The following is a 25,058-nucleotide window of genomic DNA, read 5'->3' on the forward strand; positions in this document are numbered from 1 at the left end:
CCCATCCGAAGTGAACGAGTCGTTGTTACAAGTATCGCTCTGCCGCCTCTCGTTCCTCGGTCCTGAAGCCCTTCGGTTTCGCCGGATGTCCTATCAAGGACAACATTGATAATGCTTGCGGCTTGAAGCATTCAGCGGCAGCTAATCATCCGTTACTTTGCCCCTGTTAATCTGCCTTGCGTATGCGTCTGCCCGGTTCCCTGCTTTTCTCTGCCCTGCTGCTTTTCACCCAGGCTGCCTGCTCCCAGCAGCAGTCCGAAACCACTGCGGCCCAGGCCCCGCAGGATGGTGGACCGGCCATTCCGGTTAACTCCGCAGCAACTCCGGCCGGCGGCATCACCGAAACCTTTGAAGCCGGCAGCAAGGGCGCCTACTCCGAAGCCAATGAAACGCTGAGCTCCGGCTCCTGGCACTTCACCGATGCTTTGATCGGCACGGCCGAGCAGGACCACAAGAACGGAGGCCACGCCGCCCGACTCCGCGGCCAAGGCCGCCTGCGCATGAACTTCGACGCGCCGGCGGGTGTGCGCACCATCCGCATCAGCGCCGCTGCCTACGGCCAGGACCCGGCCAGCACCTGGGAGCTATGGGGCAGCGTGGACGGAGGCCGCACGTTCCGCCGCATCGGCGCGCCGGTCCGCACCAGCGGCCCGGCCCTGACCGCTTCCACCTTCACCGGGGGCACCGGCGGCCGGCTGCGCCTGGAAATCCGCAAAACCGACGGCGGCAGTGCCCGCCTCAACATCGATGACATTGTGCTCGACGCGGGCACCGGCCCGGCTTCGCAGCCCGCGGCTTCTTCCGCTACGTCTCCCGTAGCGCCCAGCGCCGCGGCTACGGCCCGGGCCGAGGCGGTGGTGGTCAACCACGACGACAATATGGCGCTGGGCAACCCCAGCGGGGCCACCGGCAGCACCGCTAACGTCAGCAACTACCTGATGGTAAAGCCCCAGTACACGCTCAGCTACCACCGCGACCGGGGCATTCCGAACTGGGTGAGCTGGCACCTGACGCTGGCTTCGATGGGCGAGGCGCCCCGGCAGGACGATTTCCGCGCCGATCCGGCTTTGCCCCGGGGCTGGTATGCCGTGTCGCCCCGCTCCTACTCCGGAGCCGGCTTCGACAAAGGGCACAACTGCCCGTCGGCCGACCGCACCACGGACCTGGACGCCAACTCGGCCACGTTCCTGATGACCAACATGATTCCGCAGGCCCCGCACAACAACCAGCAAACCTGGGGCGACCTGGAGGAGTACACCCGCTCCCTGGTAAAGAAAGGGCAGGAAGTGTACGTCGTCATGGGCTGTTACGGCAAGGGCGGCACCGGCTCCAAGGGCTTCGCCGCCACCCTCGACAACGGCCGGGTAACCGTGCCCGCCCGCATCTGGAAAGTGCTGGTGATTCTGCCCGAGGGCGACGACGACCTGCGCCGCATCGGCGCCGGGCAGGCGAAGGTGCTGGCCGTGGACACGCCCAACGACAACAGCTTAAGCCCCGACTGGCGCGGCTACCTGACCTCGGTCGATAAAATCGAGGCAGCCACCGGCCTTGACCTGCTCAGCAAGCTGCCGGTAGAAGTGCAGGCCCGCCTCGAAGCGCCGGTGACCACGGCTCCGGGCCGGTAAAGCACGAACAACTGCTAAGGTTTCGCAATGAGCCGGCAGGAATCAAACGAGCCAGACTCCCTCGGCATCGAGGGCCACATGCACCTTGTCGCCAATTTGGACATTGTGTGCTGCGGTTTTGAGTGTGACCAGCCCTTTCACGAGCTCTACATCAACTTCCGAATAGCTGCCCAGGAATCGAACCTGCCGTACTGTTCCTGGCAGTCCATCTTCGGCGGCAGAAAACAGCCGTAAGCTTTCCGGGCGCACAAGCAGCGTTTTCCGGCTTGACGGCAGCCCCGCCTGCTTTAGGAGTGCATTAGCCAGCGGACCGGTGGCCTCGTTGTAGCTACCGAAAAGCCCAGCGGCGTAGGCATTGACCGGCTGCCGGTACACCTGCTCAGGCGGCCCCTGCTGAATCAGCTGCCCACCCTGCATAACCATAATTTCATCGGCCCACGCCAGCGTGTCGGACGGGTCATGGGAGATAAGCAGGCAGGTGATGCCCAGCCGGTCGCCCAGCTCCTGAATGACGGCTTTGAGAATCGTCTTGTGGGCCAGATCCAGGTTGGAGAACGGCTCGTCGAGCAGCAGCAGCCGCGGGGCGCCGAGCAGCAGCCGGGCCAGAGCAATCCGCTGCTTTTCCCCGCCCGAAAGCTCCTTAGTGGTGCGCTGGGCCAGGTGGCTGATGCGACAGACCTCGTAGAGCGTCTGGGCCTCGGCCGCCGACTGCTTGTTGGCGTAGCGCAGCACCTGCTCTACCCGCAGAAACCTGGGCAGCTCAAACTGCTGCGACAGATACGCAATGCCGGGGTTGCCCGGCACCAGCTGGTCGTGGGGGCCTTTCAGCCGGCGAGCTTCAAAGCGCACCTCCCCGGCCGTGGGCTGCACCAGCCCGGCAATAATCTGCAGCAAAGTGCTTTTGCCGGCCCCGGTTTCGGCGGCCAGCGCAATCTTCTGAAACCGCGCCTGGCGGAAGCTGATATCCCGCAGGATGGGAGTTCCCCGCTCCTCAAAGCTGATTCCGGAAACGGCAAGAAAACTCATCAGGGTTTTAGGGAAGCAAATACAGTAGGCGGCAACGCAGCATGGTTGGCAGTCGGCGCTGTAAAGCTACGCACCCGTCGGCGTTATTGCCGGCCTCGGGCATCCCACGCCCGCGTAGAATGCCCGCCCGGCCGTCGGCTGCCCGAGACCGGAAGAACCGTTTTCTGGTACCTTTACCACTGACCCTCCCTACTGATTTCTTTTGCCAGCTATGCGCCTTCTGTTACTGTTCCTTTTTCTCGCCATCGTTAGCCCGGCGGTAAGCCAGTCGCCTGCCCGCGTAGCTGTTCCCGGCACAAAAATCAGCATGGTACCCCCAACTGACTTTGAGCTGACTACCAATTTTAGCGGCTTCGAGCAGCTCGCAACGGGTGCATCCATCATGGTAAATGAGCTGCCGGGGTCGGCGCCCGTCATGATTAAAAACCTGACGGAGTCGGCTCTGGCTGCGCGCGGAATGAAGCTCCTGCACAAGGAGCCGGTTAACACGCCCGGCGTCAAAGGAATGCTGTATAAGATAAAGCAGCATGCCAATGGCATCATGTACCGGAAATCTATACTGGTATTCGGCGACGAGGCCCGCACGCTAATGGCAACCGCGACGTATCCGGAAGCTCATTCAGAGTTGGAAGCCCCGTTGCAGGCCTCCCTGCTGACCTGCCGCTATGCGCCCCAGCAGAGCAACGACAAGCCGGTGGCGCGGTTAACGGTTGACGTAGCCGGCACCAAGTTTAAGTTCGCGAAGAATCTGGCCGGCGGCCTTATCTATACGACCGATGGCAAGCTTCCCTCGCTGGCGGCCGACCGGGCCGTGTTTATCGTGGGCAGCTCACTGAACTACGAGCAGATTGCTGACGAAAAAGCCTATAGCCTGGAACGTCTGCGAAAGCTGCCGCACGGCCAGACCAACCAGGTGCGCACAATAACGCCCATTACCATCGACGGGCTGGAAGGCTACGAGATTGTCGCCGATGGCCTGGGCTCCCAAAAGCAGAAACAGGTAGTTTATCAAACCATCCTATACCCGGAGACCGGGGGCTATTACTGGCTGGTTGGCACCACGGAGAATCGCTCCGAATCCGACCTGAATCTCTTCAAGACCCTGGCCCAGTCGTTCCGTCGGCTATAGCTACTGCCTGCCAAACCGTTTGCCAAAGAAGTTGCCCGGCTTCCACGCAGGCCGCGTCTGATTCTGGGCTATCTGGTAGCCCAGCAAAAAGTTGAGCTGCACGTACCGACGGCCGGCCTCAAAGTCGAACTGGCCGTTGAGGTCGTCCTGGGGCTTGTGGTAGTATTTGGCCCGCCACTGCTGCACCTGCGCACTGAGGTTGTTTTTGCCGTCGGCGGTGCGGTTGCCATACTTAAGGTGAACGGCCGGAATGCCCTGGGTCACGAAGCTGTATTGGTCGGAGCGGATAAAACGGGACTGCCCGGGCTCGGGGTCCGGCTCTACCGTGAGCCCCAGCTGCGCGGCGGCCCGGGCTACTTCCGCGTCCAGCGTCGAGTTCTCGGCTCCCAGCGCCACCACCGAGAGCAAGGGCGCAATGATGGTGGGCATGTCGGTGTTGACGTTGGCCACGAGGCTGGCTTTGGGCACGGTAGGAAACCGGGCAAAGTAGCCCGAGCCCACGAGGCCCATTTCTTCCCCGGTCATCAGCACCAGCAGCACCGAGCGTCTGGGCTTCTGCGGCAGCCGCTGGTACACCTTGGCTATTTCCAGCACGCTGGCTACGCCCGTAGCATTGTCATGGGCGCCGTTGTAGAGGGAGTCGCCCTGCACAGCGGGCCCGATGCCGAGGTGGTCGAGGTGGGCGCTGTGCACCACGTATTCGTTGCGCAGCACCGGGTCGGAGCCCCTGATTTGGCCTACCACGTTAAAGCTTTCCACGTCCTGGTACCGGCTGCGTGTGACGGCCGTAACAGTAGTCGCCAGGAGCTGGGACGAAGTTTTCCCGGACCGTAGCGCCGACAGCGCCCGGGCCGTGTCTGCCGAGGCGCCGGCAAACAGTTTCTGCAAAAGTCCGTGGCTGCCCACCCCGACGGCCTGCAGCTGGGTGGAGGCAAATGAGCGGGAAACCACCACGTGCCCATCGGCCCCGACGACGCTGACCTGCCCCTTCGACAGGTTGGGCAGCGGTGATGACTTAAGGGGGGCCAGCAGCACGCCCACGGCCCCGTGCCGAACGGCCGTCTGCAGCACGGTGAGCAGGTCGGTAGCGTACAGCTTTTCGTCATTGCCCGATAGCCCCCGGGGCTCCCCGCGCATAACTACTACAACCCTGCCCTGCACATTCAGGCCGGCGTAGTCGTCGTAGCCCAGCTCGGGGGCGCTGATGCCGAAGCCGACAAACGCCAGCGGGGCCGTCACCGACGTGGCGGGCTGCTCGGGGTTGGGGTAAAACGTAAAGTCCTCGCCGCGTTTCAGCGGAGCCCCCTGCAAGCTGAGCGAGCCGCCGGGCTCGGCAAACGCCCGGCGCAGGCGGACTTTCTGTACGAAGGACCCGTTTTCGCCCACCGGCTCCACTCCTGCCGCCTTCAGCTGCTTTATCACGTAGTCGACGGCCATCTGGTAGCCGGGCGTGCCGGGCTGCCGTCCCCGCAGCTTGTCGTCGGCTAGGTAGCTGACGTGGGCTTTGAAGTCGGCGGGCTTTACTTTATCCAGTGCTTTGGTAATCGATGCTGGCACCTGAGCGTGCGCCGGCTGCACCCGGGCGCAGCAAGCCAGGCCCAGCCCGAAAACCAGGTATTTCAAAAGTTGTTGCATTCTAATTGTGTTGTAGGCGAATCGAAGCACCGGCTTCGCATAGCATTGAACGACCTTCCTGCTCTCGTTTTTGCGTTGCCCGGCAGGCAATGGCCCCGACCCGCACGGGGCGGCGCGCATCGTTAACCGGTTGACAGCTGGACGGCCAGACCAAAGGAGCAGCTTCCCTCCTTCCGGAAAGGAGCTTAGGTTTCAGTCAGCACGGTTTTAAAGCCAACCAGCTTGCCTTCCCCGGTTTTGCCCAAGGCAAAGGCCTGCACCTGGGGGCCGGTGCCGATGCGGTAAACCCTCGCTTCGTTCAGGTCCTGCTTCATGAACATCTGTAGGGCTTTGTAGCGGTTGGCCAGGTCCGGGTCGCCCAGCACGCCGTCGTCGGCGGTGTGGTTGCGCAGAAAGTAGGTCAGCTCCTGGGTTTCGACCGGCGTGCCTGCCGGCTGACCCGTAAGCCTGAGTAGTTCCGCGTCAGACAGCGCACTGGCCGGGGCGTCGTAGCGTACGGCTTCCAGCTCGGCCTCCGACTCACTCACGAAGTAAAGCCCTTTGGTCAGGGTGCGGAGCTGAGCAAGAGTCGGGTCGTCTGCCTGCGAGCCGGCACCCTTAATTTCCCGATCTGCCTTGGATTCCAGCGGCTTCTTTTCCTCGCCCTTCGACCTGCCGCCGGCAGCGGGTACCTGGGCGCTGATGGCCGAGGCCAGCTCCTTCATCCGCTTCTCGTCCACCTTGATTTTGGGATTGGCGAAGTTCATATCCGACACCTTATTCATCGGAATCAGGTGAATGTGGGCGTGCGGTACTTCCAGCCCGATAACGGCCACCCCGATCCGCTTGCAGGTTACGGCCTCCTTCACGCCTTTGGCCACGCGCTGGGCAAACTGGTGGAGGGCGGCCAGCTCATCGGCAGGCAAATCGAAGATGTAATCCACCTCCCGCTTCGGAATCACCAGCGTGTGGCCTTCCACCAGCGGGGTGATGTCGAGAAAAGCCAGGTGGTGTTCGTCCTCGGCAACTTTAAAAGCAGGCAGCTCGCCCGACACGATGCGGGAAAAGATGGAAGGCATGGGCAGTAGTTGAGTGATGAGTAGGATACGTGCAGCCGACCGACCAGGGCCCGGGCCGGCGTCGGTAGCCAAAGTACGGGGCAAAACGCAAAAAGGGCGAAGCCGATGGCTTCGCCCTTACCAAGCGTCGGAGTATGCACCTCCTATACCGTTTACCGGCTTACCTCGAGAATTTCGAACTGCAGCTTGCCGGCGGGCACGGTGATTTCGGCCACGTCGCCGACTTTCTTGCCCAGCAGGCCCTTCCCGATCGGGGACTTCACAGAAATCTTGCCGGCGGCGAGGTTGGCTTCTTCCTCGGCTACCAGCAGGTAGTCGAGCACCATGTTGTTTTTCAGATTTTTGAGCTTCACCTTGCTCATGATGAGCACCTTGCTGACATCCATGTTGGTATCATCAAGGATGCGGGCATTACCGACTACTTCCTCGAGCTTGGAGATTTTCAGCTCCAGCAAACCCTGGGCCTCCTTGGCCGCGTCGTACTCGGCATTTTCACTCAGGTCTCCCTTGTCGCGGGCTTCGCGCAGATCCTCGGCTGCTTTGGCGCGGCCGCGAATTTTGAGATCCTGCAGCTCGTCTTTGAGCTTTTGCAGTCCTTCGGGAGTATAATAATTAACGGAAGCCATGTTGGTGAGATGGTTAGCTAAAAAACAAGGAGAACGGTCAGCCAAGCCAACCGTTCTCCGGAACAGATTTACGACAAATATACAACTCGCTTCAGATTTCCGCTAGCGGGGCCGGCCGGCCGCTTTCAGGAAATCCCCAATTTTCCGGGCCAGCACCTCGTTAATCCGGCGGTACGACTGGTGGGTCCAGCCCGCAATGTGGGGCGAAAGCACCACGTTCGGCAGCGAAGCCAGCAGGTCGAACCGGTCCTGCTGCCCGGGCGTCAGCGTCGCCAGCTTTTCGTTTTCGAGCACGTCGAGGGCGGCCCCCCGCACCCGGCCGCTGCTCAGCGCGTCGGCCAGGGCGGTATGGTTTAGAATCTCGCCCCGGGCCGTGTTCAGCAGCCAGATGGGATGCGCGAAGCCGGCCAGGAAGTCGTGGTTTACCAGCTGGTGGTTTGCCGCCGAGTAGGGAATGTGCAGGCTCAGCACCTCGGCCCGGCTCTGCAGCTCGGCCAGGCTTACCATTTCCACTCCCGTCTCGGCTTTTACCGCCGGATTGTGGTCGTGCGCCAGCATGGTGCAGCCGAACCCGGCCAGCCGCCGCGCAAACGCCCGGCCCATATGGCCGTAGCCGAGCAGCCCCACCGTCTTGCCCCCGATTTCCTCGCCCCGGTTGGCTTCCCGCCGCCATAAGCCGGCGCGTACTTCGCGGTCGGCCGTGGCCACCTGCCGGAACAAAGCCAGCAGCAGGCCCAGCGTATGCTCGCCCACCGCGTCGCGGTTGCCCTCCGGGGCGTTGAGCAACGTCACGCCCGCGGCGGCCATGGCTTCCTCATCAATGTTGTCGACCCCGGCCCCGGCCCGGGCCACGTAGCGCAGCGCAGCGCCGTGCCGGAGCAGCTCGGCCGTCACGCGCAGCTTCGAGCGCACCATTAGGCCATCATATGGGTGAGCCACCAGCGCCGCCGCCACCTCGGTGGCTTTCAGGTCGGGCCGGTAGTGCAGCTCCACGCCTATTGCGGCCATGTACTCGGCCAGGGAAGGATGCATTTCGTCGATTACCAGGCAGAGGGACATGTTTCTACTTAATAATTAAGAATTAGAAATTAATAATTGTGTCTGCGTCACGGTGCTGCGGTTTCGAAATTCCAGTGTTAAATCGTTTTCCATTCTGATAAGCTCCCATCTACTGTTTGGAGGATAGGAACACCAGTCCCCAAAGCCTCTTCCGCCCCAATTGTCAATTATCAATTCTTAATTATTAAGTAGAAACAGCCCGGTGCTTTTCCACGTGGTTCGTGAGCTGCACGAACTGGGCGACGCTGAGTTGCTCGGCCCGCTCGTTGAAGATGGGCTCGGTGGTGGCCTCCGCGGGCATGCCGAAGGGCTTAAGGGCGTTGCGCAGCGTCTTGCGCCGGGTCTGGAAGGCCTGCTTCACCACCTGGAAAAACAGCTTCTCGTCGCAGTCCAGCTTTTCGGTGGCGTTGCGGATGAGCCGGATTACCGCCGACTGCACCTTGGGCGGGGGCACGAACACGTGGGGCGGCACCGCAAACAGCATGTCCACGTCGTAGAACGCCTGCACCAGCACGCTCAGGATGCCATAGGCCTTGGACCCCGGGGGCTCGGCAATCCGCTCGGCCACCTCCTTCTGCAGCATGCCCACGACCTCGCGCACCTGGTGCCGGTGGGCCAGCACCTGAAAGTAGATCTGGGTGGAGATGTTGTAGGGAAAGTTGCCGATGATGCTCAGCGCCTGCCCGGGAAACAGCTTGCTCAGATCCTGCTTCAGAAAGTCGGCGGAGATGATCCGTCCGGCCAGGGACGAGGGGTAGTTGCGCTCCAGGTAGGCCACCGACTCCCGGTCGATTTCAATGACCGTGGTACGGTACTCCGGGTGCTGGAGCAGGTGGCCGGTGAGCACACCCATGCCGGGCCCGATTTCGAGCACCTCCGTGACGCCTCCGGGCAGGCGCAGGGCCTCCACGATGTTGCGGGCAATGTTGGCGTCGGCCAGGAAGTGCTGGCCGAGGTGTTTCTTCGGACTGACGTTATCCATAGTGGAGGAGCTAGGAGACAGGAGACAGGAGTTAGGAGGCAAACGCGGGGAAATCAGTGGAAAGCTAACGGAACATCAGGATCAGGATCAGCGCAGGCTTACTTTGCCGGTATTGTAACTCCTGACTTCTGTCTGCTAGCTCCTGCCAAAAACGCCTACCTTGCACGTCCTAATTGGTCCTAAAGATACGTCCTGCTATGCCGATTCAACTTGCTCATGCCGCTGAGCTGCCTGCCGGCGCCAACTCTGTTTTCCTGCTGCCCGCGGGCAGTACCACGCTGCCCGCCGAGGTAGCTGACCTGCACGAAGCTGCCCGTCAGTACGTTGCCGACCAGCTGGCGGCCAGCTCCCGGCTGATTACCGTCAACCACTTTTCGCACCAGCATTATTTTGTGGTGGCCGCCGACAAGCCCACTCCCGCGCTCGTAGCCGAGGAAATGCGCAAGAGCGGACACCAGCTGCACGCCCTGCTCAAAGCGGCCAAAGTCGCCGAGCTGTTCGTTCAGGACTTCACCGGCAGCGGCGCCCTGCCCCTGGCCGAGGGCATCTGCCTGTCGGCCTACCAGTTTGCCGGCTACCGCACCGACGAGAAGTCCAAGGCCCCGGCTGTCCTGACCAAGCTCACCGTTGTGGGCGAGGGCGCGACGCCCGAGGCCTTGAAAGAGCTGGACGGTCTGCTGCAGGGCGTGTTCTTGGCCCGCGACCTGGTGAACATGCCCCTGAGCCACCTCAATGCCACCCAGTTTGCCGAACGCATGGCCGCCGCGGGCGAGGAAGCCGGCTACGAAACCGAAATCCTCGACCTAGCCCGCATTGAGGCGTTGCGGATGGGTGGCCTGCTGGCCGTCAATCTGGGTTCGCCCGAGCCACCCACGTTCACCATTATGGAGTACAAGCCCGCCGGGGCCCGCAATGCCAAGCCGTACGTGCTGGTGGGCAAGGGCGTGGTGTTCGACACCGGCGGCCTGAGCCTGAAGCCCACCCCGGCGTCGATGGACATGATGAAGTGCGACATGGCCGGGGGCGCGGCCGTGGCCGGCGTGCTGTATGCTTTGGCCAAAAACCAGGTTCCCGTGCACGTTATCGGCCTCGTGCCGGCCACCGACAACCGCCCCGGCGGTATGGCCTTTGCGCCCGGCGACGTGCTGGAGATGCACAGCGGCCTGACGGTGGAAGTGCTTAACACCGACGCCGAGGGCCGCCTGATCTTGGCTGACGCGCTGAGCTTTGCCCGCCGCTACGAGCCCGAGCTGGCGTTCGATATTGCCACGCTCACCGGCGCCGCGGCCCGGGCCGTCGGCAAGGAAGGCCTGGTAGCTATGGGCACGGCATCTGATGAGCAGATGCTGGCCCTCAAGCAGGCCGGGCAGCGCACCCACGAGCGGATTGTGGAGCTGCCCCTGTGGGACGAGTACGCCGAGCACATCAAGTCCGACATTGCCGACCTCAACAACCTGGGCAAGGCCGAAGCCGGCGCCATCTCCGCCGGCAAGTTTCTCGAGCGGTTTGCCGTAGGCTACCCCTGGGTACACCTCGACATTGCCGGCCCCGCCTTCCTGACGGCCCCGGACTCCTACCGCGGCAAAGGCGGCACGGGCACGAGCGTCCGTCTGCTGTACGACTTTTTAGCGCATAGCTTCTAGGACTTAGTTCTTAGGGCCTTAGGTTTTAGATTTTTACCAGACGCATACAGACGGCAGGCAATTCTTCGGTTCAAGCCGGACCAGCTGCTTAACCGACTGCTAAAAACCTGTTTGACCAGCGGCCCCGAGTCCTAACCAGTTCTAAAACCTAAGCCCTAAAACCTAAGATCCTAAGACCTAAAAAATGACCAACCCGCCCCGCATCGGCATCTCCGTCGGCGACCTGGCCGGCATCGGGCCGGAAATCATCTATAAAACCCTGCTCGACAGCCGCCTGCTCAAGTACTGCACTCCGGTCGTGTATGGTACGGCTACCCTGCTGTTCGACGATTTTCCGGCCGACCCGCAAGGGCAGCCGCTGACTTTCCGGCAGGTGCGCGCCGCCGCCGACATCGACCCGGGCAAGCCCAACGCCGTCACGTGCTGGGACGAAGACTTTGCCATTACGCCCGGTCAGCCCACTGAGGCATCCGGCCGGGCCGCCCGGCAGTCGTTGCTGGCCGCCTGCCGCGACCTGAAGGAAGGCCTGCTCGACGGCCTCGTCACGGCGCCCATCAGCAAGGAAAACACCCAGGCCGACGACTTCCGCTACCCGGGCCACACCGAGTTCCTGACCAGCTTCTTCGGTGCTTCGGAGAGCCTGATGTTTCTGGTGAGCGAGGACCTGCGGGTGGCTACCACCACCGGCCACATTGCCCTGCGCGACGTGCCTACCCGGGTAACCAAGGAGCTGCTGAACACCAAGCTCCAGATTCTGCTCAAGAGCCTTCGCAACGACTTCGGCATCCAGAAGCCCCGGGTGGCAGTGCTGGGCCTGAACCCCCACGCCGGCGAAAACGGCCTGTTGGGCCACGAGGAAAACGACGTGGTGACGCCCGTGATTCAGCAGCTGCTCCACGACGGCCATCTGGTGTATGGCCCCTACCCGGCTGATGGCTACTTCGGCACCCGGCAGTTTCAGCAGTTCGACGCTACGCTGGCCCTCTACCACGACCAGGGCCTGATTCCGTTTAAGACCATTGCCTTTGAGCGGGGCGTCAACTTCACCGCCGGCCTGCCCATTATCCGCACTTCCCCCGACCATGGTACTGCGTATGGCATTGCGGGTAGCTATAAAGCTGATGCTACTTCCTTCCGCGAAGCGCTGTATCTGGCCTGTGACCTGGTAAAGCAGCGGGCGGCTGCCAGTGCGAAACGGCAGTAACGCTTAGGCATCCGGATAGCACCACGGCCACTGCTCCCTGACGGGCAGTGGCCGTGGCTTTACAGGCCCTTGCCCCCGGCATTTCAGCCCGGGTTGCTGAGCAGCGTGTTTTCTGGAGCACATGTTCAATTATGACTCTATACGCTGTTGGTTTTTGCTATAAAGTCAGGCGCTGTATGCTTGCTGAAAACATACCTAAACCGAAATTTTCTTTCCAATACCGAAATATTGTTTGCTGTTTTGGAATTCTGCCGTAGCTTTGCAGAATCAACCAGCGAGACCAATGCGGTTTCGTGCCCGTATTGAGCTCTTTTGCATGACCCTCTCCACTCCTACTGATTACCGCACCGCCCTGCGCCGCCTCGACGCGCTGGTAGCTGCCGGGGTGGAAGGCAACGCGGCCCTGGAAGCCGAGTTTCGGGAGCTGATTATGGCCCTGGACGTATACGAAAGCAAGCTGGGACTGCTGCCCATCCCGAATCTACCGACCTCCCTGGCCGAGATGATTGAGCTGAAGCGGCAGCAGATGCGCCTCAAGCAGAAAGAGCTGGCTCAGCTGCTGGAAGTGCCGGCCGGCCGCCTTTCCCAGATTCTAAGCGGCAAGCGCCGCGTCACGCTGGACCTGGCAAAGCGGCTGTACGAGCGGCTCGGTATTCCCTCAGACTTTATTCTGAAGTACGCCTGACCAGCCACCCGGACCAGCTATTAACATTTAGATAACGGGGAAATCTTTCTACTTTTGCCCCCTGCTACAAATTCCACTCGTGAAAAAAGACTCGCAATACGATCTGGCAATTGCCAAGCTGGCTTCTAAGACGCACCACTTTGCGTTCGAGCTGGACCGTGCGTTCTTTGAGCAGTTCGACCAGAGCCTGATCCAGGATGGCCGGCTGCATGCCGACGTGGTGCTGGACAAAACCGACCTGCTGCTGACGCTGGACTTTCACATCCAGGGCACCGTGCGGCTGATCTGCGACCGGAGCCTCGACGAGTTCGACCAGCCAATCGACGTGCGCAACCAGCTGCTCGTGCGCTTCGGCGACCGGGAGCTGGAGCTGGACGAGAACGTGCTGCAAATCACGCCCGACGCCCAGACCCTGCCCATCGCCCAGCACCTGTTCGACTATATCGGCCTGGCTATTCCGATGAAGAAGCTGCATCCGCGCTATGCCAACGAGCCGGACGAGAACCCCGATGCCGACAGCAAGCTCATCTTCACCACCCGCAAGCCGGATGGCGACGACGACGAGGACGCCAGCGACCCACGCTGGGACGCCCTGCGCAACCTGAACTAGATTTTTCTCCTGATTTTTTTCGCTTTACCCTTCATTTTCACTCATGGCACATCCTAAGCGCCGCCAGTCCTCGACCCGCCGCGACAAGCGTCGCACCCACGACAAGCTGACTCCCAAGGCTATCACCATCTGCCAGAACACTGGCGAGCTGCACCTGCGCCACAAGGCCTATGTAGTAGAGGGTGACCTGTACCTGCACGGCAAAGTAGCCATCAAAGACTACGCTCCCGTAGCCGCCGCTGCTCCCGCTGCCGACGAAGAATAGTCAGGCCGGCAGCCGCCGGCTTGCTCTCTCTCCTCCGTATCCCTTGACACCTCGTACATGAAGATAGCCCTGGACGCAATGGGAGGCGATTTCGCCCCCCAGGCTGCCGTCGATGGTGCCGTGCTGGCAGCTGAAAAGCTGGCTGGCTCGGCTCAGATTGTGCTCATTGGCCAGCAGGAGGCCGTGCGTCCTTTGCTTGAAAAGCATGGGGCCGCGGCCGAAAGCCTTCAATTCGTGCATGCCTCCCAGATCATCGAGATGGGTGAGCATCCGGCCAAAGCCTACCAGCAGAAGCAGGACTCCAGTATTGCCGTAGGCTACCGCATGCTGCACGCCGGGGAGGCTGATGCCTTCTGCTCGGCCGGCAATACCGGCGCCATGCTGGTTGGGGCCATGTTCAGTGTGAAGACGGTACCGGGCGTGATGCGGCCGGCTATTGCCAACTTCCTGCCCAAACTGGACGGTGGCTTCGGCATCCTGCTGGATGTCGGGGCCAACGCCGAGTGCAAGCCCGAAATGCTGGAGCAGTTCGGGGAGCTGGGCTCTCTGTACGCGCAGTGCGTACTGGGCATCACGGAGCCTAAAGTAGGCCTGATGAACCTGGGCGAGGAAGAAGGTAAGGGCACTGCCATTATGCAGGCTACCCATCAGCTCCTGAAAGTGAACCCCCATGTTCACTTCATCGGCAACATCGAAGGTCGGGACTTATTTAATTCAAAGGCGGACGTCATTGTGTGCGACGGCTATACCGGCAATGTCTTGCTGAAGATGGCTGAGTCTATTTATGACGCCCTCCACGAAAAGAATATCCACGACCCCTTCTTTGACAAGTTCAACTACGAGGCGGTAGGTGGCAGCCCGATTCTGGGTATCAACGACAACGCCATCATCGGGCACGGCGCCAGCACCCCGCTGGCCATCTGCAACATGATCATGCAGGGCTACGAAATGGCTAAGTCCGGCATCTCCGACCAAATAAAAAGCTCCTTTAAGTCCTAGCGACTTAGTCCGGCCGAGGCCGGACTTTTTTTGCCTTTTTTCGCCGTTCCCTTTCGATGAGAATTACCGCTGCAATTACCGGAGTGGGCGCTTACGTGCCCGAGTACGTGCTCACCAACGAGGAGCTCGAGAAGATGGTGGATACCACCGACGAGTGGATTGTCACGCGCACCGGTATCAAGGAGCGCCGCCTGCTCAAGGGGGAAAACCAGGGTACCTCCGTGATGGGTATCAAGGCCGTGCAGCAGCTGCTGGACAAAACCGGTACCCGCCCCGAGGAAGTGGAGCTCGTCATCTGCGCCACCACCACTCCCGACTTGGTGTTTCCCGCTACGGCCAACATCATCTCCGCCGCCGTGGGCATGAGTCAGGCGTTCAGCTATGACATGCAAGCTGCCTGCTCAGGCTTCCTGTTCGCTTTGGCGACGGGTGCCCAGTTCATCCAGGCTGGCACGTACAAAAAAGTAGTTGTTATCGGAGCCGACAAAATGTCGTCCATCACGGACTACACCGACCGCTCTAACTGCATCATCTTCGGGGATGGAGCCGGCGCGGTGCTGCTCGAGCCGACTACCGATGGCCACGGCCTGCTGGACCAGGTGCTGCGCACCGACGGCAAAGGCGAGCAGTATCTGTACCAGAAGGCCGGGGGCAGCCGCCGCCCCCCATCGATTGAAAGCGTGACTAACCGGGAGCATTTCATGTACCAGGAAGGTGCGACGGTCTTCAAGTTTGCCGTGACCAACATGGCTGATGTGGCTGCCCAGGTGATGGAGCGTAACCACCTGACCAATGCCGATGTGTCCTGGCTGGTGCCGCACCAGGCCAACAAGCGCATCATCGACGCTACCGCTAACCGCATGGGCGTGGGTCCGGAAAAGGTGATGCTCAACATTCACCGCTACGGTAATACCACCAACGGCACCATTCCGCTGTGCCTGGCCGACTACGAAAGCCAGCTGCGCCGGGGCGACAACCTCATTCTGGCGGCCTTTGGCGGCGGGTTTACCTGGGGCTCGATTTACATCAAATGGGCCTACGACCCGAAACCTGATCCGACAGCGGCATCGTAACGCGGGCTGAACGTAGAAAACTCCTATACTTGCACTCCCAACGTGCCGCCCCGCCAACTCTTCGGGACGGCACGTTGCATTTTCGGCCGCAGCCAGCTGCGGCCAACGTTTCGCTCCTTCCTTCATCCTCTTCTGCTAAAGCCCACCGCTCCTTAGCTAACTTTCAAAAAATGGCAACTACCGCCGATTTTCGTAACGGCCTCGTCCTTAACTACAATGGCGAGCTCCACGTCATCACCGAGTTTCAGCACGTGAAACCCGGCAAAGGCCCGGCATTTGTGCGTACCAAGCTGCGCAACATCAAAACCGGCCGGGTACTCGACAACACCTTCAACGCCGGGGTGAAAGTGGAAACTGCCCGCGTGGAGCAGCGCCCCCACCAGTACCTGTTCAAGGACGACTACGGCTACACCTTCATGGACAACGAGTCGTTTGAGCAGGTGGTGCTGCCGGAAGCCATGGTACCCTTCGCCGACCTGATGAAGGAAGGCCAGGGCGTCACGATCCTGTTCCATGCCGAAACCGAGCAGCCCCTCACCGCTGAGCTGCCCACTACGGTAGAGCTGATGGTGACCTACACCGAGCCCGGCCTGCGTGGCGACACGGCCACCAACACGCTCAAGCCCGCAACCGTCGAAACCGGTGCCCGGATCCAGGTGCCCCTGTTTATCGAGCAAGACACGAAAATCCGCGTGGATACACGCGACTACTCCTATGTCGAAAGAGTCAAATAAGCAGCCGCAGAAACAGCCCGCAATGAAAGCCAAAGAACTTCAGGAACTGCTCGATTTTATTGCCAAATCGGGACTTAACAAGGTCAACATCGAAACCGAGGAGTTTAAAATCTCGGTGCAGCGCGACCCCAGCTACAAGCCCGTGCTGAGCGCGGCACCCGCACCGGCGGCGCCCGCGGCCCCGGCCTCGGCCCCCGCCGCACCGGCTGCTCCGGCGCCCGCCGCAGCCCCGGCCCCGGCGGCAGAAGCTCCCGCCTCCAGTCAGCACCAGGCGCTGAAAGCGCCGATGATTGGCACCTTCTACCGCAGCAGCAGCCCCGAAACGCCCGCTTTCGTGGGCGTAGGCGACATGGTTGAGAAAGGGCAGGTAATCTGCATCATCGAAGCCATGAAGCTGTTCAACGAGATTGAAGCAGAGGCCTCGGGCCGGGTAGTGAAGGTGATGGTCGAAAATGCCACGCCCGTGGAGTACGACCAGCCGCTGTTCCTCATCGAGCCGATGTAGTTTTTAGGGTCTTAGGGTCTTGGGGACTTAGGGTCTTGGTTTTCAAAGCCGACCTTAAGTCCTTAAGGCCCTTTCCTTTTTTCATCCAAGACCTAGCTTCCACTCGTGGTTTCACCCGACGGTTTTGGCTTCACCAAATCCAAGACCCCAAGTTCCCAAGATCCAATGTTCAAAAAAATACTGATTGCCAACCGGGGCGAAATTGCGCTGCGCATCATTCGCACCTGCAAGGAAATGGGCATCAAGACGGTGGCCGTATACTCCACCGCCGACAAGGAAAGCCTGCACGTGCGCTTCGCCGACGAGGCCGTGTGCATCGGCCCGCCCCCCAGCGCCCAGTCGTACCTGAACATCCCGACCCTGATTGCGGCCGCCGAAATCACCAACGCCGATGCCATTCACCCGGGCTACGGCTTTCTGTCGGAAAACGCAGAATTCTCGCGCATCTGCCAGGAAAACGGCATCAAGTTCATCGGGGCCACGCCGGAGATGATCAACGCCATGGGCGACAAGGCTTCGGCCAAGGCGACTATGAAAAAGGCCGGCGTACCGACGATTCCTGGCTCCGAAGGCCTGCTCGACTCCCTGCAGGACGCCCTCAAGATTGCCCACAAGATCAAGTACCCCATTATCCTCAAGGCTACGGCCGGTGGCGGGGGCCGCGGCATGCGCGTAGCCCGCAACGACGAGGAATTGGAGAAAGGCTGGAACGATGCCCGCACCGAGGCCAAGGCTGCTTTCGGTAATGACGGTATCTACCTCGAGAAGTTCGTGGAGGAGCCCCGCCACATCGAGATCCAGATTGTCGGCGACCAGTATGGCCGCGCAGCTCACCTCTCGGAGCGCGACTGCAGCATCCAGCGCCGCCACCAGAAGCTGGTGGAGGAAGCTCCCTCCCCATTCATGACCGACAAGCTGCGCGAGCAGATGGGCAAGGCCGCCGTAGCCGGGGCCAGCGCCATCAGCTACGAGGGCGTAGGCACCATCGAGTTCCTGGTCGACAAAAACCGCGACTTCTACTTTATGGAGATGAACACCCGGATTCAGGTGGAGCACCCCGTAACCGAGGAAATCATCAACTACGACCTGATCAAGGAGCAGATCAAGGTGGCCGCCGGCGTGCCGATTTCGGGCAACAACTACTTCCCCAAGATGCACGCCATGGAGTGCCGCATCAACGCCGAAGACCCCCGCAACAACTTCCGGCCGGCCCCGGGCAAAATCACGACCCTGCATATTCCCGGCGGCCACGGCGTGCGCGTCGACACCCATGTGTACGCGGGCTACACCATTCCGCCCAACTACGACTCGATGATTGCCAAGCTCATCACCACCGCCCAGACCCGGGAAGAGTGCATCGTAAAGATGAAGCGGGCCCTGAGCGAGTTCGTGGTGGAAGGCGTGAAAACGACGATTCCGTTCCACCTGGCCTTGATGGACAACGCCGATTTCCAGGCCGGCAACTTCACCACCGCCTTCTTGGAAACCTCGTTCGACTTCGCGACTATCTAAGCTGGCCTTCCCTCCTAGTGAAAAGCCTGACCACCACGGGTCAGGCTTTTTCGTTTCCGGCGCTGCTACAGTTCAGTTCAAGGCCTCGGCCCCTGGCCAGAGAAACCGGGCCGGAGTATCTGCTTACGTTTGCCCCCTTCAAAAGCACCCGTTCAAAAGCCGTAACTCATGTGGAAGCAGTTTAAGCGCTATGCCCAGCTTTTCTTTAGCCTGCTGCTGTGTGCGGCCATCCTGCTGATCAGCTACGGCATGCTGCAGGAAACCTCGCTTGATCTAAGCACGGCAGCCAGGGCTACCGGCGTTGTTACCAGCGCGGGAAAAGCAAAAGGACATTTTGTGTTCCAGCTCGCCAATCAACCTTACCGCTTCCAGGTATACCAGGTCAGCCGGAACTACGACCTGCTGAGGGCCCGCCTGGTAGTCGGAGATTCCGTCACCGTGTTTTACAACGCCAGGGCGGCTACTCACCCGGGTGCAGCCCTCCAGGTATATCAGGTGGAGCATAGGGGGCAGGTAATTGTCGATAAAGCCTTGTTGGGCGGCCAGAACCGAAATGGCGGCATTATTGGTCTCCTCAGTACCATTGGCCTGGTGGGAATTGCCATCTGGCAGTTTCGCAGGCAAGCCCCGTTCAGCCAGCGTAAGAAGCGGCGCGTGGGGTAAGAAGGACGATGTCGTTGCCGACCAAGTCAGGATATACTTTAGCATCCTTGCAAGGCGGAAACCCTACTGCCGCTTGTACATGGTTCCGTTGAAGTAGAGCCGGTCGGGGTACACTTTCGTTTTGGCATCGTCGTAGGGAAACGTGATGCCGCGGGTGGTTTTGCCGGTGCCATCGGTTATGGTCAGGTAGTAGCCCTGCCACTGCCAGCGGCCCGCATTCTTGCTCTGAGCGCCGCCTGAGACGGTTGATTCGGTGGAGACACTGCGGACAGAAGCCACCCCGTCGCGTGAAAACGTGCCATCCGGGTTCAGCTTCAGCGTGTTGGAGGTAATGATTGATCCACTGCCGCTGCTGATTGATTCGCCGCCTTCGTAGGTACCGGTCAGCTGCTGGGCGCTGGTAAAAGGATTAACGGCGGAAAATAGCCCCATATCCCAGGAGAAGGATGTTGCCTGTGCTTCCACCGTACTCTGCGAAGTCGAGCCGGTAGACCACTTCACCGTCATCTTATTCCCGGAAACCTGGTACGTCCCCTTGTCGCCGTGGTGGGCCGCCAGCTCGGCAGCGGAGAAGCCGCTGGGATCCAGGAATACCCGCCCGTCCGGAGCAAAGTACCAGACCCGCTTTTCCAGGGACCCGGTTGCCATCCAGTAGCGCGTCATAAAAAATAGTCCGACCGGCTTGTTTCCCACCATCCGGGCCGGAACCGGTGGCGTGGCTGCCCCCAGCGCCGCGGGTCGGGCCGGTGGGGTCACGGCTGCGGGCCTGGGTGCGGCTACCGGCCGGGGGCCGACCGGACGAACAGTGGTGGGAGCAGCGGCCAGGCTTTGGGCAGCCGCTGTGGGGCGGGCATTGCGGGCCGCGGCCTGAAGCACCCCGGCAAAGCGGGAATCCGCCCGGAGAGCGGCCAGGTCAGCATCCGTACGTAGACTGTTAACGTCCCGGTAGCCCAGGTCCGTTGCCTGCCTGAGAGCGGTGAAGGCCGCTGTGGCTGAGCCCGCCAGAGACTCAATGCAGGCCAGGTTGTAGCGGTGAACCGGATCTTGGGGCTCGTAGGTGATAACCTGCTGGCAGAGCATGCGGGCGTTGCCCAGATTGCGGTCCTTAACGGCCTGCAGCATCACCGGGTAGATAGCTGCTACCGCCTGATGGCGGGTATCTGCGTCCGACTGAGCCTGGGCCGGAAGTAGCGTGACGGTGAGCAGTGCGCTTACCAGAGTACGGATCAGTAGGCGTTTGACCTTCATAAAGCATGTACAGACAAGGTGAAAAACTACACCCTGAAAATACACATTAACTAGACTATTCCATTAATTACTATAATTATTTAATAGTACATAAAAATTACATTTTTTGCTGCCTCTTATTGCTGCTCACCTCCCGCTAGTTGGCAGCAGGCTGCTCAATCTCCTGCACCAGCTCCGCGTACCACTCTTCCCCATACTTGCGTACGAGGGGCTCCCTCAGGAACTGATAGACCCGCACGCCCAGGCTGGCCCCGAAGCTGCAGGCCGGATTGCAGATGCCCCACCGGTCGTAGTTCAGCGCTTCGAAGTCCTCGTATTTGCTGATCCGAATCGGGTACAGATGGCAGCTGATGGGCTTTTTAAACGAAGTAGCGCCTGCCAGGTAGGCCTGCTCAATCCCGCACTTCAGGATGCCCCGCTCATCGTAGAGGGCGTAGGCACACTCCCGGTCGTTGATGGTGGTCGTGCTGTAGTCGCCTTCCCAGTCTTTTATATAAAGGCCCTGTTCTTCAATTGCAATTTGCCCGGCCTCGGTCAGAAAAGGCTTGATGGCTGCGTACTCCTGCTGCAGAATGGCCAGCTCCTGTTCTTCAAGCGGGGCGCCCAGGTCGCCCTCCACGCAGCAGGCCCCCTTGCAGGCCTCCAGGTTGCATACAAAGAAATTGTCGCGGACGTCGTCTGAAATGACGGTGTTCTGAATAATGATCATAGGTAAGGCAAAGGTACGCAGGAAACCACCCGCCCGGGCCCAAAAGCCAAAGTAAGAAGGGTAAGTGCCTGATGGAAAGAAAGAAACTCCACGTGCGGTCTATAAATTCAGCGCTACCAGCATATTATAATTTCTTCCCGAAATGGTGAAAAATACCTAGAAGTAGGTATTGCGTCGGCTGTTGAACACTAACTAGATTTGTCTTTCTGAATTTCCGGAATCATCCACTTCGTTCTTCTTTTTTTCACCATTTCCCACATCTATGAAATTTCTCTACTCCCTCCGCGCCCGCGCACTGGCTCTGATGCTGCTGACGGCCCCCTTCGCCCTTTCTTCCTGCGGTCTGTTTGACTTGGTTGAGCCCGAGGCTGACGAGCAGATTCCCTCCGGCTACACCGAGCAGGGCACCATTACCGTAACCAACGGCTCCCTGCAGATCTGCGCCCGGGACTTCGGCACCATCGATGGCGACGTAATCGACATTCTGATCGACGGCACCACCTACAAGTCGAACCTGACGCTGACCGGCTCGGATCAGTGCTTCAGCAAGACCCTCTCGAAGGGCAAGCACTGGATCGGCATCATCGCCCGCAGCGAAGGCAGCCTGACGCCCTGCACCGCCGGCATCAGCGTAAACGACAGCAAGACCACCCAGAAGTTTGAGCTGAACGCCTACAAGAACGGCACAAACGGCGCCTACACCATCAAGGTCGAGATTTAGGCCCCTACCCGGCCCAACCGGGTGGTCACGAGAAAAGCCTTCCGGGCTGGCGGTTCTGCGGAACGCCAGTCATCGGAAGGCTTTTTCGTGCCTGCTCACTACCCGCCGGGCACAGAACAAGGACGGGTTTTGTTACCGGTTTACCCGCCCGAAGCGCTACCTTTGTTTTTTAGCCGCGGAGCTGGTTTACTTGAAGAATGGCACTGGATTATCTTAAACTACTGAATGCGTCGCAGGCGGCAGCGGTGATGCAAACCGAAGGCCCCTGCATGATTATTGCCGGCGCCGGCTCGGGCAAGACGCGCGTACTGACTTACCGCATTGCCCACCTGCTGGAACAGGGCGTTGACCCGTTCAACATCCTGGCGCTGACCTTTACCAACAAGGCCGCGAAGGAAATGCGGGCCCGTATCGAGAAAGTGGTGGGCCCGGAGGCCAAAAACCTTTGGATGGGCACCTTCCACTCCATCTTTGCCCGCATCCTGCGCTCGGAAGCCGACAAGATTGGCTTTCCCCGCCACTTCACCATCTACGACACCCAGGACTCCAAAACCCTGATTACGCAGATCGTGAAGGAGATGGACCTCGACGATAAGCTCTATAAGCCGAGCATGGTGCTGGGGCGTATCTCCGCGGCCAAAAACAAGCTGATTTCGGTGCAGCAGTACGTCAACGACCCCGTCATCCGCCAGGACGACGAGGCGGCGCTGCGGCCCAAGATCGGGGCCATCTACCAGCAGTATGCCGCCCGCTGCTTCAAGGCCGGCGCCATGGACTTCGATGACCTGCTGTTCAACACCAACGTGCTGTTCAAGGACCACGTGGACGTGCTGAACAAGTACCAGAACATCTTCAAGTTCGTGATGGTGGACGAGTACCAGGACACAAACTACTCGCAGTACCTGATTACCCGCAAGCTCGCCGCCAAGGAGCGCAACATCTGCGTAGTCGGCGACGACGCGCAAAGCATCTACGCCTTCCGGGGTGCCGACATCACCAACATCCTCAACTTCGAGAAAGACTACCCCGAGCTGCAGGTGTTCAAGCTGGAGCAGAACTACCGCTCCACCAAGAACATCGTGCGGGCGGCCAACTCGGTTATCAAAAACAACAAGGCCCAGCTGCGCAAGGACGTCTTCTCCGACAACGAGGAAGGCCCGCTGATTGAGGTGCTCAAGGCCGCCTCCGACAACGAGGAAGGCAAGCTGGTGGCCAACAGCATCTACGAGGACAAGATGAACCTGCATCTGTCCTACAACGACTTCGCCATCCTTTACCGCACCAACGCCCAGAGCCGGGCGATGGAAGAAGCCCTGCGCAAGCTCAACATCAAGTACAAGATCATCGGGGGCCTGAGCTTCTACCAGCGCAAGGAAATCAAGGACATGGTGGCGTACCTGCGCCTGACCGTCAACCACAACGACGAGCAGGCCCTGCGGCGCATCATCAACTACCCCAAGCGCGGCATCGGCGACACCACCATCAGCAAGCTGATTACGACGGGCGAAGAAACCAACCACTCGCTCTGGGAGGTCGTCAGCAACGCCAACACCTTTCTGCATGCCCGCATCGGCAACGCCGTGGAAGGCTTTGCCGACCAGATCAAAAGCTACGCGGTGCTGGCGGCCAAGGAAGACGCGTTTGAGACGGCCAAGTTCATTGCCAAGAACTCGGGCATGATCGAGGACCTCTACGCCGACAAAAGCATCGAGGGCCTCTCCCGCTACGAGAACATCCAGGAGCTGCTCAACGGTATCAAGGAGTATGTCGACGACCCCGAGCGCGAAGACAAGAGCCTGGCTTCGTTCCTGCAAGACATTGCCCTCGTGACCGACACCGACCTGAAGGACGCCAAAGACGACGGCGACTCGGTAACGCTGATGACGATTCACTCGGCCAAGGGCCTGGAGTTCCGGCACGTCTACATCGTGGGCCTGGAGGAAAACCTGTTCCCCTCGCAGATGATGATTACCTCCCGGGCCGACCTGGAGGAAGAGCGGCGCCTGTTCTACGTAGCCATCACCCGGGCTGAAAAGAAGCTGGTGCTCACCTACGCCACCTCCCGCTACCAGTGGGGCAACCTGCGCAGCTGCGAGAAAAGCCGCTTCCTCGACGAAATCGACCCGCAGTACGTTGACTTCAAGTTCTCTGCCGGGCCCGGCAGCGGAGAGTCGCCGTTCGGGCACGTGCTGGAGCGGCGCAGCAACCTTCTGCCCACCCCGGCGCGTAAGACGGTAGCCAAGGGCTACTCGCCCCCGGCCGACTTCCAGCCGAGTGACACGTCGAACCTGGCGGCCGGGCAGCGGGTGGAGCACCCCAAGTTTGGGTTCGGCACCGTCACCAAGCTCGAAACCCAGCAAGGCTCGACCAAGGCCATCATTCAGTTTGAGGAAGTCGGCGAGAAGACACTCTTGTTGAGTTTCGCCAAATTGCGGGTGCTCTAGCCGTCGAAATAGGCTTATCTTGCCCGTTGGCCCAATTGAGCCTCCTCCTTCCAACTTTACGCCCCCGGGCTTTTTCCTTTTTCAATGCCTTTACCCTCCCTTCACGAACACGAGCTGCTCCAGCGTGAGTACGGCCAGAGCACGTATGCGCTGGTGCAGCAGCTGAGCGCCATTGAGGACCGGGACGAGCGGACGCGCCGCGCCCAGCAGATTGTGCAGCTCATCTTCCGCCTCAACCCCAGCCTGCGCGACCAGCCCGATGCCCAGCAGAAAGTCTGGAACCACCTGTTCGTGATGGCCAACGAGCAACTCGACGTGGATAGCCCCTACCCGCTCAAGCCGCTGGAGCTGTTTAACAGCACGCCGCCCCGGGTAGTATATCCGGGCAAGGCCCCCAAGCTCAAGCCCTACGGCCGCAACATCGAAATCATGATCGAGCAGGCCCTGACGCTGGCAGACCCGGCCGAGCGCGAGCAGGCCGCTGTGGTAATCGGGCGCACGATGAAGTTTTTGTACCGCTCCTACAGCAAGGAAAACGCCAAGGACGTGACCATTCTCAAGCACCTGCGCGAGATGTCGGGCGGTAAGCTCGAGCTGGACCCGGCCCAAGTCGAGTCGCAGGGGCTGTTCGAATTTCCGAACGTGCCCGGCGGCCGGCCGGCCGCCTTCATCGTACCCCAGCCCCGCAACGACCGGGGAGAGCGAGGTGACCGGGGCGGCCGCGAGGAGCGCCGGGGCAACCGCCGCGACAAGCAGCGCCGGGGCGGCAAGAAAAACCGCCAGGAGCCCCAGCAACCACCGCAGTAATTCTTTCAGGAGCTAGGAGTAAGGAGTCAGGAGCCAGAAGATAACGTCATTTCGCTCCTAACTCCTAACTCCCAGCTCCTAACTCCTTTTCTACTA

General features: G+C 60.5%; 24 protein-coding genes and 1 pseudogene. 16 read left to right on the forward strand and 9 right to left on the reverse strand.

Going from position 1 to position 25,058, the window contains the following annotated elements; translation table 11 throughout:
* The first annotated feature begins 182 nt into the window (after positions 1–182).
* On the forward strand, positions 183–1,625 hold the full coding sequence (locus tag LJY25_RS01720) for a DNA/RNA non-specific endonuclease (RefSeq protein ID WP_227606495.1): 1,443 nt from the start codon (positions 183–185) through the stop codon (positions 1,623–1,625).
* A gap of 42 nt (positions 1,626–1,667) precedes the next feature.
* Here the strand turns inward: LJY25_RS01720 and LJY25_RS21495 are convergent, their stop codons facing one another.
* Both LJY25_RS21495 and LJY25_RS21500 read right to left on the reverse strand, forming a co-directional pair.
* The gene (locus LJY25_RS21495) at positions 1,668–2,048 is read right to left on the reverse strand and encodes a TOBE domain-containing protein (protein ID WP_449555737.1); all 381 of its coding nucleotides are present in this window, start codon (positions 2,046–2,048) and stop codon (positions 1,668–1,670) included.
* A gap of 141 nt (positions 2,049–2,189) precedes the next feature.
* Positions 2,190–2,651 (reverse strand): annotated as a pseudogene (locus LJY25_RS21500) (ATP-binding cassette domain-containing protein); the annotation flags it as partial.
* Positions 2,652–2,862: 211 nt separating this feature from the next.
* Between LJY25_RS21500 and LJY25_RS01730 the strand changes: the two are divergent.
* Positions 2,863–3,780 (forward strand): hypothetical protein, encoded by a 918-nt coding sequence (locus tag LJY25_RS01730; RefSeq protein ID WP_227606497.1) that lies wholly within the window; start codon positions 2,863–2,865, stop codon positions 3,778–3,780.
* Here LJY25_RS01730 and LJY25_RS01735 read toward each other — a convergent pair whose 3' ends face one another.
* The 5 genes from LJY25_RS01735 to rsmA all read right to left on the reverse strand — a co-directional run bounded on the left by LJY25_RS01735 (position 3,781) and on the right by rsmA (position 9,140).
* Positions 3,781–5,415 (reverse strand): M28 family peptidase, encoded by a 1,635-nt coding sequence (locus LJY25_RS01735; RefSeq protein WP_227606498.1) that lies wholly within the window; start codon positions 5,413–5,415, stop codon positions 3,781–3,783. It lies immediately after the preceding gene.
* 185 nt (positions 5,416–5,600) lie between these two features.
* Complete coding sequence (locus LJY25_RS21335) at positions 5,601–6,473, reverse strand: nuclease A inhibitor family protein (RefSeq protein WP_317206569.1); 873 nt, start codon at positions 6,471–6,473, stop codon at positions 5,601–5,603.
* A 152-nt stretch (positions 6,474–6,625) separates the two neighbouring features.
* Complete coding sequence (greA, locus tag LJY25_RS01750; RefSeq protein ID WP_227606499.1) at positions 6,626–7,099, reverse strand: transcription elongation factor GreA; 474 nt, start codon at positions 7,097–7,099, stop codon at positions 6,626–6,628.
* A 102-nt stretch (positions 7,100–7,201) separates the two neighbouring features.
* Complete coding sequence (locus LJY25_RS01755) at positions 7,202–8,158, reverse strand: NAD(P)-dependent oxidoreductase (protein ID WP_227606500.1); 957 nt, start codon at positions 8,156–8,158, stop codon at positions 7,202–7,204.
* 184 nt (positions 8,159–8,342) lie between these two features.
* Positions 8,343–9,140, reverse strand: coding sequence for a 16S rRNA (adenine(1518)-N(6)/adenine(1519)-N(6))-dimethyltransferase RsmA (gene rsmA / locus LJY25_RS01760; RefSeq protein ID WP_227606501.1), 798 nt, complete (start codon positions 9,138–9,140; stop codon positions 8,343–8,345).
* A 197-nt stretch (positions 9,141–9,337) separates the two neighbouring features.
* Between rsmA and LJY25_RS01765 the strand changes: the two genes are divergently transcribed.
* The 11 genes from LJY25_RS01765 (at position 9,338) to LJY25_RS01815 (ending at position 19,033) form a co-directional block, all read left to right on the forward strand.
* Positions 9,338–10,783, forward strand: a complete 1,446-nt coding sequence (locus LJY25_RS01765) for a leucyl aminopeptidase family protein (RefSeq protein WP_227606502.1) — start codon at positions 9,338–9,340, stop codon at positions 10,781–10,783.
* A gap of 184 nt (positions 10,784–10,967) precedes the next feature.
* Complete coding sequence (gene pdxA / locus LJY25_RS01770) at positions 10,968–11,987, forward strand: 4-hydroxythreonine-4-phosphate dehydrogenase PdxA (protein WP_227606503.1); 1,020 nt, start codon at positions 10,968–10,970, stop codon at positions 11,985–11,987.
* Positions 11,988–12,303: 316 nt separating this feature from the next.
* Complete coding sequence (locus LJY25_RS01775; RefSeq protein WP_227606504.1) at positions 12,304–12,672, forward strand: helix-turn-helix domain-containing protein; 369 nt, start codon at positions 12,304–12,306, stop codon at positions 12,670–12,672.
* Between the two features lie 79 nt (positions 12,673–12,751).
* Positions 12,752–13,282, forward strand: a complete 531-nt coding sequence (locus LJY25_RS01780; RefSeq protein WP_227606505.1) for a YceD family protein — start codon at positions 12,752–12,754, stop codon at positions 13,280–13,282.
* Positions 13,283–13,325: 43 nt separating this feature from the next.
* Positions 13,326–13,547, forward strand: coding sequence for a 50S ribosomal protein L32 (gene rpmF, locus LJY25_RS01785; RefSeq protein ID WP_227606506.1), 222 nt, complete (start codon positions 13,326–13,328; stop codon positions 13,545–13,547).
* Between the two features lie 57 nt (positions 13,548–13,604).
* The gene (gene plsX, locus LJY25_RS01790) at positions 13,605–14,546 is read left to right on the forward strand and encodes a phosphate acyltransferase PlsX (protein ID WP_227606507.1); all 942 of its coding nucleotides are present in this window, start codon (positions 13,605–13,607) and stop codon (positions 14,544–14,546) included.
* Between the two features lie 56 nt (positions 14,547–14,602).
* Entirely contained in the window at positions 14,603–15,619 is a 1,017-nt protein-coding gene (locus tag LJY25_RS01795) for a beta-ketoacyl-ACP synthase III (protein WP_227606508.1), read from the forward strand.
* A gap of 170 nt (positions 15,620–15,789) precedes the next feature.
* Positions 15,790–16,353 carry an elongation factor P gene (efp, locus tag LJY25_RS01800; RefSeq protein WP_227606509.1) on the forward strand — a complete coding sequence of 188 codons (564 nt, stop codon included), beginning with the start codon at positions 15,790–15,792 and terminating at the stop codon, positions 16,351–16,353.
* Positions 16,354–16,375: 22 nt separating this feature from the next.
* Positions 16,376–16,858: an acetyl-CoA carboxylase biotin carboxyl carrier protein gene (gene accB / locus LJY25_RS01805; RefSeq protein ID WP_227606510.1), complete on the forward strand. Its 483-nt coding sequence runs from the start codon at positions 16,376–16,378 to the stop codon at positions 16,856–16,858.
* A 165-nt stretch (positions 16,859–17,023) separates the two neighbouring features.
* Positions 17,024–18,370 carry an acetyl-CoA carboxylase biotin carboxylase subunit gene (gene accC, locus LJY25_RS01810; protein WP_227606511.1) on the forward strand — a complete coding sequence of 449 codons (1,347 nt, stop codon included), beginning with the start codon at positions 17,024–17,026 and terminating at the stop codon, positions 18,368–18,370.
* A gap of 168 nt (positions 18,371–18,538) precedes the next feature.
* Entirely contained in the window at positions 18,539–19,033 is a 495-nt protein-coding gene (locus LJY25_RS01815) for a hypothetical protein (protein WP_227606512.1), read from the forward strand.
* A 63-nt stretch (positions 19,034–19,096) separates the two neighbouring features.
* Here LJY25_RS01815 and LJY25_RS01820 read toward each other — a convergent pair whose 3' ends face one another.
* Together LJY25_RS01820 and LJY25_RS01825 are read right to left on the reverse strand one after the other, a co-directional pair.
* Positions 19,097–20,281 (reverse strand): TPR end-of-group domain-containing protein, encoded by a 1,185-nt coding sequence (locus LJY25_RS01820; RefSeq protein ID WP_227606513.1) that lies wholly within the window; start codon positions 20,279–20,281, stop codon positions 19,097–19,099.
* 136 nt (positions 20,282–20,417) lie between these two features.
* On the reverse strand, positions 20,418–20,990 hold the full coding sequence (locus LJY25_RS01825) for a DUF3109 family protein (RefSeq protein ID WP_227606514.1): 573 nt from the start codon (positions 20,988–20,990) through the stop codon (positions 20,418–20,420).
* A gap of 262 nt (positions 20,991–21,252) precedes the next feature.
* On the opposite strand from LJY25_RS01825, the gene LJY25_RS01830 reads away from it, so the two are divergent.
* The 3 genes from LJY25_RS01830 to LJY25_RS01840 all read left to right on the forward strand — a co-directional run bounded on the left by LJY25_RS01830 (position 21,253) and on the right by LJY25_RS01840 (position 24,962).
* The gene (locus tag LJY25_RS01830; RefSeq protein ID WP_227606515.1) at positions 21,253–21,711 is read left to right on the forward strand and encodes a hypothetical protein; all 459 of its coding nucleotides are present in this window, start codon (positions 21,253–21,255) and stop codon (positions 21,709–21,711) included.
* A 203-nt stretch (positions 21,712–21,914) separates the two neighbouring features.
* Complete coding sequence (locus LJY25_RS01835) at positions 21,915–24,155, forward strand: ATP-dependent helicase (protein ID WP_394799947.1); 2,241 nt, start codon at positions 21,915–21,917, stop codon at positions 24,153–24,155.
* An 84-nt stretch (positions 24,156–24,239) separates the two neighbouring features.
* Complete coding sequence (locus LJY25_RS01840; protein ID WP_227606517.1) at positions 24,240–24,962, forward strand: DUF4290 domain-containing protein; 723 nt, start codon at positions 24,240–24,242, stop codon at positions 24,960–24,962.
* Positions 24,963–25,058: the final 96 nt, after the last annotated feature.

The sequence above is a fragment of the Hymenobacter translucens genome, assembly GCF_020685205.1.
Taxonomy (GTDB): Bacteria; Bacteroidota; Bacteroidia; order Cytophagales; family Hymenobacteraceae; genus Hymenobacter; species Hymenobacter translucens.